Consider the following 10,239-nt stretch of genomic DNA (forward strand, 5'->3'; position numbering starts at 1 on the left):
CCCTTATTGTCCATTGTCCGTTTTTGTAGGAGTCTCTTTCTCCAGGTTGGCTGCAGCTGCAGCTGCGCTTTCAAGAGCAGCCGGCTGCTCTTTGGTCGAGATAATCGGATCGTTGTAACGATCCGATGCCGCACCGGTCACTCTGCGCACAATGATAAAGATGATCGCCGCCACAACCAGCAATAAAGCGAGCAGCTGAGATATGCGAACGTTGCCGTAAGCAGGATCAAGATGACCTTGCTCGAATACGAGCGTCATTGGCGACCACAGGCCGTCCATCAGCGAAACGAGCCATTGCGGCCCTTTGAAAGCAAGGCTGTCCGTACGCAGCGCTTCGATAAAGAAGCGGCCGATCGAATACCAGATGAAGTAGCTGGCTACCAGCTCGCCTGCGCGCAGAAACTTTTGACGGCGCAGCACCAACAACAGAATGACTCCGACCAGGCTCCACATCGACTCGTACAGGAAAGTCGGATGATGGAAGATGCCCTCTCCTTTAATATTCATCTGCTCAACGATAAAATTCGGCAAATGCAGCGAATTCCGTAAAAAGCTTTCTTCTACCGGACCGCCGTACGCCTCTTGGTTCATGAAGTTGCCCCAGCGGCCAATCATTTGACCAGCCAGCAGCGAAGGGGCGCAAATGTCGACCAGCCGCCAGAACGGATAGCCCTTATAACGGAAATAAAAGAAACCGCAAATGAAGGCGCCGATTAACGCGCCGTAAATGGCGATGCCGCCTTCCCATATTTTAAAAACGTCCCAAAAATTATCTTTGTATTGATCCCACGTAAATGCGACGTAATAGATCCGCGCGCCGATGACGGCAGACGGAACGCCGAGCAGCAGCAAATCCATGAAGAAGTCCGGCTTGATTTTGAAGCGCTTCCCTTCCTGGACTGCGAGCAGCAAGCCGATAAGCGCGGCCGTACCAAGAATGATGCCATACCAGCGAACGGACAATGATCCGATCGAGAAAGCAATTGGATTGACCATTAAATTCATGACATATGCTCCTTTATTTGCATCAGGCTTCGTGCGTATGAAGCTCGCCCGAAGCCTGACATCCTATTCTATCAATCAATCGTAATCATCCACATCTTCCGCGATCGTCTCAGTCAGCTTGTTCGTAAACTGCAGCGCGGCGTTGTAGCCCATCCGCTTCAACCGGTAGTTCATCGCCGCCACTTCGATAATGACCGCGAGATTTCGTCCGGGACGCACCGGCACCGTTACTAGCGGGATATCGGTGTCGATAATGCGCGTCTTCTCCTCGTCTAGCCCAAGGCGATCATACTGCTTGTCCTGCTGCCAGTTCTCAAGCCGAATAACGAGTGAAATCCGCTTGTTGTTCCGCACTGCACCCGCTCCGAACAACGTCATCACATTGATGATGCCGAGACCGCGAATCTCCAGCAAGTGGCGAATCAGCTCAGGGGCGCTGCCATGCAGCTGCAAATCGGATGTTTGCCGGATTTCAACCGCATCGTCGGCGACGAGCCGATGTCCGCGCTTGACGAGTTCCAGCGCGGTTTCGCTTTTACCTATGCCGCTTCCGCCGGTTATCAGCATGCCGACTCCGTAAATATCGACGAGAACGCCGTGAATCGTCGCTGTAGGCGCCAGCTTTTTCTCCAAAAAGTCGGTGATCCGGCTGAACAGTATGGTCGTCGCTACGCCGCTTCGCAGGACCGGAATTTGCGTTCGATTGGAATACTCCACCAGTTCCTGCGGCGGTTCCATTTTTCTAGTAATAATGATGCAGGGGGTATCGTCGTGGCACAGCTGCTCCAGACGGTGCTTCCGTTCCTCCGACGTAAGCGTGCTTAGAAACGTCAATTCCGTTTTGCCGAGAAGCTGCACGCGCTCGCTTGGATGATAATCGAAGTAGCCGGCCATCTCCAGCCCCGGACGGTACAGATCGTCTACCGTAATAGACCGCTTCAGACCGTCTTCGCCCGAGATGATTTCCAGCGTGAACTGCTGGACAAGCTCCGATACTCGCACTTTTTTAGCCACCGTACGGCCTCCTCTTCTGCCATGCTATATGTCTGTTATAGAAGATATTTTCCAATGACTTCATCGTATAGGAAAAAAGCGCCGAACGCAACGTTTGGTACGTCGCCCGGCGCTAATTCGGTCTATTTAATGTCAACGGCAATCGGCCGTTCTTGATAATGCGGATACTGATAAACCTCGAACGTTAACGGCTGCGCGAAATCTTCATAGGGCAAATCGTAGTAAGCCCAAGCGTTAGCTCCTGTTTCCGTTGGCTGAATTGCAATGGTGGTTCTTGTGCCCGGAAAGTCCGCCAGCTGGTGAGTACGTCCCAACGCATCCGTGAAGCTTGCCCTCGGTTCGATTACCCAATAGCCTAGCAGGCTCTCCGGCTGTGTCAGTCCGTTTAACGTGATTTTGAAGCTTCCGTTCTCCGCCGGGCCTTCAAGACGAACTCTCTGATCCGGCGTCTCCAACGTCTGTCCTGTCTCGGTATTAATGACCAGCTTCTTGCCTTTCTCACTCGACAGGACGCCGTCGGCAGTAAATGTCAGCCGTTTGGGCTTGTCGAAATAAGGACTGTGAAACAATAAGGATGAAGAGCCGAATCCTCCAGTCGGCGTCATTCGCCTTCCCTTCTCATCGATTAATGCTGCGTTCACGAAATGGTTCAGACGAGCCTTGTTGCTAGGATCCTCCGTGAATATAATTCGGGTTTGCAAAGGCGTAATAATAGCTTTCTCCAGCTCAAAACGCAGACCGTCCATTTCAAAGCTTTCATGGATTTCTACCGTTTCCGTCAGATGCTCGAATCGGCTCTTATCGACCGTAATGTCCACACTTAGCATCTCTTCCCCCAGCTTTAATTCCAACCGCACTTGATCAGGCATCGCATAGCCATTCATCAAGTTAACGTCGAACATGTCGTAAAGCCCCGGTTTGTCCTTGCTCTCCTCCGAGACGAGGTAGCTAAAACCAAATGAAATGGACCCTCCTAACTGCTCACCGTCTGCTCTTGTCAGTTGATAGTCACCCATTTGAGTGCTCCGGGTAATACCCGGCCCCTCTCCCGAAAAAAGGATGACCAGCCGCTGTTCGTCAGCGATAATGCCCTGCACAGTCAGCTTGTATCCGTTCCTCTCGTCGGACAGATTAACCGGCTGTACAAATCGGTTGTTGATCGCAAGGTTCAATGTCTGATCTCTCTCAATGAACGTTACGAATCCGCCAAAGCCCGGAATCTCTCGAAGCAAAGCTGCAAAACCGGGAGACAGTCGTACAAATGCCGTCAGCAGCATCAAACCGCACATGACTGCCAGAAGCGTCTGCACGCCCCTGCATCCTCGCAGCTGTTTTCGGCGGCGAACGGTTCCCCGCTGCAGTCCGGTGCGAATAGCCTCGTCCAGCTTATCCTCGCTTGTCTCATCTGCTATTTGCTCAAGCTGCTCGCGGTCACTTTGAAAATCCCGATCGTCTGGATGATCTCTATTCTTCTCCGTATCAGCCTCTAACCTCATGCCCGACTTCCTCCTTTCCGGTTAACAGATCTCGCCGCAGTATGCGCAGCGCTTTATGCAGCCAAGTTCGAATCGTTCCATCCGGTTTATTCATTAGCTCAGCTATATCGGTAATCGTCATATCGCGATAATATTTCAGTACGACAACCATACGATAATGCGGCTTCAAACGATCCAGTTGCGCTTCCATATCAAGTCTGCCTGCGGCTGCCTCCAGCACGTTTCCTGTAGGTGTGGATTGAAACAGGGCGGCCGAAGACGGGCGCTCTCTCCTTCGCTTTTTCCGTTCATCCATGCATACTCGCAATAAAATACGTACCGTCCAAGTAGTGAACAGCTTCGGATCGCGCAAGCTTCGTCTTTTCGCCCAGACACGGCACACCGTCTCTTGGATCGCATCCAGCGCATCCGTCTCATGGCGCATATAAGCGAAAGCGATCCCGTAAAGCTTGCGTTTGTCATAGTCGATCCTCCGCAGCAGCGCCTCTTCGTCGCCTTTGACAGCCGCAGCGGCAAGCTCATCTAATTCCATAGGTCCGCTCCTTTCACGCGACTCAGCTGTAAGTTACTACGCATTAGACGCTTGAGTCCCAAAAACGGTTTTGTTTTTCTTCGATATAAAATAAAAAAGGCTGCCCCCCGAACGGGAGACAGCCTTGGAATAACGTAATGATTAGTTTTCGAAAATGTTCAGCTCGGACTCTTTGTCGAACAAATGAACTTTGTTCATGTCCAGAGCAAGCTTAACAGTAGCGCCATCACGAAGCGCGGAACGTCCGTCTACGCGAGCGATAACCGTTTCAGTGCCGATACCGTTCAGGTATAGGTACATTTCGTGACCAAGGTTCTCAGCAACCTCGATGTTCGCGTTCACGATCGAGTTCGGGGAAGCTTCCAGGAATACAGGCTCTTCGTGAAGGTCTTCAGGACGAATGCCCAGAATAACTTCTTTGCCTACATAGCCTTTCGAACGCAGAACAGCTGCTTTGCCTTCAGGAATCGCAACGTCAACGCCAGTCGCTTTGAATTTCAGCGATCCGCCTTGCTCAGAAACCGTACCAGCGATGAAGTTCATCGAAGGAGCGCCGATGAAGCCTGCTACGAAAATGTTTACCGGATGGTTGTAAAGCTCTTCCGGAGAAGCTGTTTGTTGAATGAAGCCGTCTTTCATAACAACGATACGGTCGCCCATCGTCATTGCTTCGATCTGATCATGCGTTACGTAGATCGTCGTTGTTTCCAGACGTTTCGTCAGTTTGGAAATTTCCGCACGCATTTGACCACGAAGTTTCGCGTCCAAGTTGGAAAGCGGTTCGTCCATCAAGAATACTTGCGGTTCGCGTACGATAGCGCGGCCCAGAGCGACACGCTGACGTTGACCGCCGGAGAGTGCTTTTGGTTTACGGTCGAGCAAGTGCTCGATATCGAGAATTTTAGCGGCTTCACGAACGCGTTTGTCGATGTCCGCTTTTTTGAATTTACGAAGTTTAAGGCCGAAAGCCATGTTTTGATATACGTTCATGTGCGGGTACAACGCGTAGGATTGGAATACCATCGCGATGTCGCGGTCTTTAGGAGCAACGTCATTCACAAGACGGTCGCCGATAAACAATTTACCCTCGGAAATTTCTTCGAGACCAGCGATCATACGAAGCGTCGTCGATTTACCGCAACCGGACGGACCGACCAATACGAGAAACTCTTTGTCCTTAATATCGAGGTTAACGTCAGTTACCGATGCTTTGTCGGAACCCGGGTATTTTTTGTAAATGCCTTCTAAGCGTACGCCTGCCATGTGTTTTTCCCCCTAAAAGAAATTTCGTTATGCCTATATCTTATCCCACAGCCCAGTCCGCTGACTATGCACAAACTGTACAAAAAAACTAATTCCTTTTCGTGACTTTGTACAATAGCAATATAATTTTGACCAATACAGCATCCCGAAACTGGCGGACATCAAGCCCTGTCTCCTGTTTCAGCTTGTCGAGGCGGTACAGCAGCGTGTTGCGATGAATGTATAATTTCTTGGCTGTTTCACTGACGTTGCAGTCCAGCATGAAAAAGGTTTCGAGCGTCGCCAGCATTTCCGCCTCAACGAACAGCTCGCTTCGTTTCAGCGAATGCTCCAAGTAACGGGAGCGCTGCGCTTCCGGGATCGAGTTAAGCAATCGCTCCAATTGCAGCATCCATGGCAAATGAATATTCGTGCCGACATGGAATTTTCGTCCCAGATTGATCGTTTCACGCAGCAGCACCGTCGTCTCAACGATGCCTTTGGCCGGACTGATCGGATGGCTGACCGCCAGATGGCATTCCCCAATCCACTCGCTAGCCAGCATTTCGTGCAAACCGTTGCAAATCGAAGCAAGACTGTCTTCTTGGGATTCTTCCTCTTCGTCGTCGGCAAATTCGGAATCAGAATCATTTAGCAAGGAAACCGGCCCCCAAATGAGCCATTCCTGATTGGCAAGAGGGATGAGCAAGATGTCGTCCGCCAAAAATGAACGAAGCAATCGCTCCAGTTCCGCGTATGCGGCCTGCCGCGTGTTGGTCGACTCCGTCACGAGCAGGAACGGAATCATGTCGGCAAAGAGCCTGCCCCCGCCTGTCAAATGATCGGGAATGGAATAAGACGGCTCATCAGAAACGAGCTGCTGTTGAATCCATTCGCTTAATTTCAGAGCAATCGACTCGCTCTCGGATAGAACAGCGGCTGCATTCTTCGGCAGCTGTCGCTGGCCGTTCCATTGCAGCATCCAACTGATCAGCTCCATCTGTTTGGGCTGCAGTCCGCCGCAGTCGATCTGCAGCACATCGATCGTCTTGCCTGCATGGCGCGCAACGATCCAAGTTGATCCTTCCTTCTCCAAACGGCTGCCTTCAGCGGGATTCGGCTGATCCGCACCGCCGTCCGGCTGCAACACGAGGTCGGCGCCGCGCAGCCGCTCTTCCCATTCGGATATTGGCATTGTCATGTAACGGACCGGACAATTCAGTATGTGCTCAAGCGGAGTTAACCAATCTGATGTGCTCATATTCGCCTGTCTCCTATCTCTCCAACTCCTGTTTGTGCTTCTCCTTTAAGTTTAACATAACACCTTGGGCTTTTTCAGCCCACCGCAAGCAAAAGGAGAATGGAGAGCAGCGAGAACAAAGCGGCGATCAAATACATGAACGAAACGGTCTGCACTTGATTAAGGCCCCAGCGCATCAAGGTATGATGCGTATGCAGCTTATCGGCAGTAGCCAAACCTTTTCCAGAGAACAGCCTTCTCAGCATGACAATTGTCGTATCAAGAATGGGCAGCCCCAGCGCCAGCAAAGGCACGAGGAGCGTAATGAATGTCGCTTTCTTGAACGCACCGTCGATGGCGATCACGGCAAGCGTATAGCCGAGAAAGGTAGCTCCTGCGTCGCCCATAAATATTTTGGCGGGATGAAAATTAAAGACAAGAAAGCCTACACAGACGCCGCAAACGATCGCGGCCAGCAAAGCGGTGTCGGGCTGTCCCTTGAGCAGGGCAGCTACAAGCAGCGTCGCAGCCGACAAGGTGGATACGCCTGATGCCAATCCATCCGCGCCGTCAATGAAGTTGATCATGTTGATTAGGGCAAATACCCAAAGCGCCGTCGATCCCCATGACAGCAAATCCGGGAAAGCGATAAAATGCCCGTTGGCGGGATTGGCTATGCCTGTAATCCGGATATGAAACAATACCGGGAAAAACGATACGGCGATATAAATAATTGCTCGTGGCCATATCGGAAATTCTTTCCCTTTCGCTTTTGTCGCATCATCCATTAATCCGATAAGAACAAGCACCGCACCGCCTAGCAGAATGGTTGAACTTAAGGGTGTTATTCCTTTAAAGAGTAAAATAGACGCAGCCGTGGCGGCATATATAGCTAATCCGCCTAGCAGCGGTATTGGTTTATGATGAATTTTACGCGTGCCGGGCCGGTCGACAAACCCGTATTTTAACGCCGCCTTTCTGGCAATCGGTACAAGCAGCAGTACAAAAACGAGGCTTGCGGCAGCAGCGATCCAATATGTCATTCCTATGCTTCACCCTTTGCTGGCGGCCTTATCTTGCGCCTTTGGTTCACATTGTTCCCTGGAAGCGTTAAAATAATAAAAACAGCATTACACGATTTCGTTGACGCTTGCTTATACGGTATGGTAGGATTTATTCAAAGTTAGCGCATCGGAATTATTTTATATTATAGGAGTGAATCCCATGTCCAAAGTTGTTATCCTTTCCGGCAGCCCGAACCCAGGCTCGCGGTTGACCGGCATTACTGAATATGTTGAAAAGCAATTGTCCGAGAAAAGCATCTCCTTCGAGCACATTGCCGTAGCCTCGCTGCCTGCAGAGGATTTGATACATGCCAAATTCGATAGCCCGGCCATTATCGAAGCAGCGGCCAAAGTGGAAGCAGCCGATGTTGTCGTAATCGCCAGCCCCGTGTATAAAGCTTCCTTTACAGGCGTACTGAAGACGTTTATCGATCTATTGCCGCAAAAAGGGTTTAACGGCAAATTCGTAACTCCGTTATTTATCGGAGGAACGCTCGCCCATCTGCTAGCCATCGACTTCTCGCTGAAGCCGGTTCTCTCCTCGCTTAATGCGAGACATTTCGGCAGCAGCGTGTATGCGACCGATTCGCATATCGCACGGTTGGACGCCGGTGTCGGTGAATCGCAGTTCCAGTTGGACGACGAGCTGATCAGCCGTCTGGACAACGCCGTTGCAGAAATTGTCGAGGAATTGGCGCACCGCGCATCTAAATAAGGGAAAAGAAGAGGTCGGCATCGTGCCGGCCTCTTCTTTTATGTGAGCTTTTTTATGTTCTTTATTTTATGTTCTTTTCTTTTGGGTTCTTTTCTATGTATTCTCATCTTTGAGTTCTCATCTTTGAGTTCTCATCTTTGAGTTCTTATCTTTGAGTTCTTATCTTTGAGTTCTTATCTTTGAAACCTTATTTTTTGGGTTTTTGTGTATTCTTATCTTTGTGTCCTTTTCTTTTACTAAAAGTTTTAGTCCAAAACAGAAATCAGTGCTTGGCTTGAAATGAGGGAAAGCGCTGCGGCTCAGAGGGTTATTCCGCTCGCCATTGAAGCCTGATTCCTTTATTTTTTGATGTGTGCGGTAGGAATCTTGCTTTAAAAGCGCCCACTCTCGTTTCTCCAGAATCCCTCTGACTCTTCGCTTCGCTACTCTCTCCTTTTCCGCCAAACACTGATTTGAAGTTTGAGCCAAAGTTTTTCTCGGCTATTGCCATCATAAAACACCTATAAAAATAGGCCACCAGAAATCCCTGGCTGACCTAATAATACGAAATAACTGCCAAAGTGCAGTTATTTCTCTATCCAGACGAGAAAAACATTGAATAACTGCCTTTTTGCAGTTATTTAGAGCCCTGAACAATAAAACTACCCTTCATCACAACCAATAACTGCAATTTCGCAGTTATTCCTTCAAATAGCTCGGATACAGATAAAAATAACAGCCTTTTTGCAGTTATTTCTACTGAGATCTAGGAAGTCATCCTAACAAACAGGCTGAAGTCGCTCATAGCCGATAAAATGAGTAAGATGGAACCCCAGATGAGCACTAGATAAGCACTAAATGAGCACTAAATGAGCACTAAATGAACGCTAGATGGGGCTAGACGAGTATGGACACTTATTTATACCAGCTTAAACAATTTATCGCTTCTATATCGCTGCCTAAGTTTGTTACACTTCATTTAATGCTAAAATAAAAACCAAAATAAACAGCAAAAAACCCGCTAACCGAAGTTAGCGGGTTTAACGTCCATAAAATGGTGAGCCATGAAGGACTCGAACCTTCGACACCCTGATTAAAAGTCAGGTGCTCTACCAACTGAGCTAATGGCTCTCATGATGAGAAAATGGTGGAGGGCGATGGATTCGAACCACCGAACCTGAAAGGAGCAGATTTACAGTCTGCCGTGTTTAGCCACTTCACTAGCCCTCCAAAACATAAATGGTGGCTCGGGACGGAATCGAACCGCCGACACGAGGATTTTCAGTCCTCTGCTCTACCGACTGAGCTACCGAGCCTTATGCTTTTGTAAAAAATGGCGGAGCTGACGGGATTCGAACCCGCGGTCTCCTGCGTGACAGGCAGGCATGTTAGGCCTCTACACCACAGCTCCGTATGTTTTACCTATTCGTTCAAGAAAGTTGGTTGCGAAGACAGGATTTGAACCTGTGACCTTCGGGTTATGAGCCCGACGAGCTACCGGACTGCTCCACCTCGCGCCAGTTCCGAACAAATATATGGTGGAGGCTGAGGGGATCGAACCCCCGACCCTCTGCTTGTAAGGCAGATGCTCTCCCAGCTGAGCTAAGCCTCCGAATTATATGGTAGCGGCGAAGGGGATCGAACCCCCGACCTCACGGGTATGAACCGTACGCTCTAGCCAGCTGAGCTACACCGCCACGCTTGTCCCGCATAATGTCACATGCTTCGAGCGGGAACGAAGCATGATCAGGAATCGACATCGCCAAATGCCGTCCGCATTAACTGTTCTTCACTGCACTAGTCAGTGACTCACAATTGGAATTGCGCCCTGAAAACTGGATGCGAAAGTCTTGAATCTCTTTTAGCGTCACCCGTGTTACCGAGTGAATTTTGGATAAGCCCTCGACCGATTAGTACTGGTCAGCTCCACACATTGCTGTGCTTCCACCCCC

General features: G+C 49.9%; 8 protein-coding genes and 7 tRNA genes. 1 reads left to right on the forward strand and 14 read right to left on the reverse strand.

Annotated features, from left to right (window positions below):
* Nucleotides 1-3 precede the first annotated feature (3 nt).
* The 7 genes from lgt to ACFVTB_RS15770 form a co-directional block, all read right to left on the reverse strand.
* Nucleotides 4-1,005 carry a prolipoprotein diacylglyceryl transferase gene (lgt, locus tag ACFVTB_RS15740; protein WP_387750758.1) on the reverse strand — a complete coding sequence of 334 codons (1,002 nt, stop codon included), beginning with the start codon at nucleotides 1,003-1,005 and terminating at the stop codon, nucleotides 4-6.
* Between the two features lie 75 nt (nucleotides 1,006-1,080).
* Complete coding sequence (gene hprK / locus ACFVTB_RS15745; protein WP_387750761.1) at nucleotides 1,081-2,019, reverse strand: HPr(Ser) kinase/phosphatase; 939 nt, start codon at nucleotides 2,017-2,019, stop codon at nucleotides 1,081-1,083.
* A gap of 122 nt (nucleotides 2,020-2,141) precedes the next feature.
* Nucleotides 2,142-3,515 carry a DUF4179 domain-containing protein gene (locus ACFVTB_RS15750; protein WP_387750764.1) on the reverse strand — a complete coding sequence of 458 codons (1,374 nt, stop codon included), beginning with the start codon at nucleotides 3,513-3,515 and terminating at the stop codon, nucleotides 2,142-2,144.
* Nucleotides 3,499-4,047 (reverse strand): sigma-70 family RNA polymerase sigma factor, encoded by a 549-nt coding sequence (locus tag ACFVTB_RS15755; RefSeq protein WP_387750767.1) that lies wholly within the window; start codon nucleotides 4,045-4,047, stop codon nucleotides 3,499-3,501. Before ACFVTB_RS15755 ends, ACFVTB_RS15750 begins: the two co-directional genes overlap by 17 nt.
* A gap of 141 nt (nucleotides 4,048-4,188) precedes the next feature.
* Nucleotides 4,189-5,310: an ABC transporter ATP-binding protein gene (locus ACFVTB_RS15760; protein WP_387750770.1), complete on the reverse strand. Its 1,122-nt coding sequence runs from the start codon at nucleotides 5,308-5,310 to the stop codon at nucleotides 4,189-4,191.
* An 88-nt stretch (nucleotides 5,311-5,398) separates the two neighbouring features.
* Nucleotides 5,399-6,550 carry a PucR family transcriptional regulator gene (locus ACFVTB_RS15765; RefSeq protein ID WP_387750773.1) on the reverse strand — a complete coding sequence of 384 codons (1,152 nt, stop codon included), beginning with the start codon at nucleotides 6,548-6,550 and terminating at the stop codon, nucleotides 5,399-5,401.
* Nucleotides 6,551-6,624: 74 nt separating this feature from the next.
* Entirely contained in the window at nucleotides 6,625-7,572 is a 948-nt protein-coding gene (locus ACFVTB_RS15770) for an MraY family glycosyltransferase (RefSeq protein WP_387750776.1), read from the reverse strand.
* A 181-nt stretch (nucleotides 7,573-7,753) separates the two neighbouring features.
* Here ACFVTB_RS15770 and ssuE point away from each other — a divergent pair, with 181 nt between their 5' ends.
* On the forward strand, nucleotides 7,754-8,308 hold the full coding sequence (gene ssuE / locus ACFVTB_RS15775) for an NADPH-dependent FMN reductase (protein ID WP_387750779.1): 555 nt from the start codon (nucleotides 7,754-7,756) through the stop codon (nucleotides 8,306-8,308).
* Between the two features lie 1,034 nt (nucleotides 8,309-9,342).
* Here ssuE and ACFVTB_RS15780 read toward each other — a convergent pair.
* The 7 genes from ACFVTB_RS15780 to ACFVTB_RS15810 form a co-directional block, all read right to left on the reverse strand.
* A tRNA-Lys gene (locus ACFVTB_RS15780) sits at nucleotides 9,343-9,418 on the reverse strand.
* Nucleotides 9,419-9,432: 14 nt separating this feature from the next.
* Nucleotides 9,433-9,517 (reverse strand) — tRNA-Tyr (locus tag ACFVTB_RS15785).
* 10 nt (nucleotides 9,518-9,527) lie between these two features.
* Nucleotides 9,528-9,603, reverse strand: a tRNA-Phe gene (locus ACFVTB_RS15790).
* A gap of 18 nt (nucleotides 9,604-9,621) precedes the next feature.
* Nucleotides 9,622-9,698, reverse strand: a tRNA-Asp gene (locus tag ACFVTB_RS15795).
* Between the two features lie 29 nt (nucleotides 9,699-9,727).
* A tRNA-Met gene (locus ACFVTB_RS15800) sits at nucleotides 9,728-9,804 on the reverse strand.
* 19 nt (nucleotides 9,805-9,823) lie between these two features.
* Nucleotides 9,824-9,899 (reverse strand) — tRNA-Val (locus ACFVTB_RS15805).
* Between the two features lie 8 nt (nucleotides 9,900-9,907).
* Nucleotides 9,908-9,984: transfer RNA gene (locus ACFVTB_RS15810), tRNA-Met, on the reverse strand.
* Nucleotides 9,985-10,239 lie beyond the last annotated feature (255 nt).

Source organism: Paenibacillus sp. NPDC058071 (assembly GCF_042885235.1).
Taxonomy (GTDB): domain Bacteria; phylum Bacillota; class Bacilli; order Paenibacillales; family Paenibacillaceae; genus Pristimantibacillus.